This window comes from Citrobacter sp. TBCS-14 (assembly GCF_005280805.1).
GTDB lineage: Bacteria > Pseudomonadota > Gammaproteobacteria > Enterobacterales > Enterobacteriaceae > Citrobacter > Citrobacter gillenii.
The window spans coordinates 1-212 of sequence record NZ_SZWM01000631.1; the positions used below are offsets into that span (position 1 = coordinate 1).

The window sequence follows — 212 nt, forward strand, 5'->3', positions numbered from 1 at the left end:
TAGTTGATGTAATAATGCTACAGCCAGGCACATCTGCTTGTTAATCTTCAGCTAACCAGAACTCAGCCTCTTCAAACATTTCCTGGACAGTACGGCTTATCTGCTCTTTCTCATGCTTGCTGGCGTCAGTGTTGATCGCTGGTGGTATTCAGCACATAGATACTAAAAATGGCGCTGTATATGCGCCATTTTACTATCTCATTGATGGTATC

General features: G+C 42.9%; 1 pseudogene. It reads right to left on the reverse strand.

Going from position 1 to position 212, the window contains the following annotated elements:
• Positions 1-40: 40 nt before the first annotated feature.
• Positions 41-142 (reverse strand): annotated as a pseudogene (locus tag FDX22_RS20340) (DinI-like family protein); the annotation flags it as partial.
• Between the last annotated feature and the right edge of the window lie 70 nt (positions 143-212).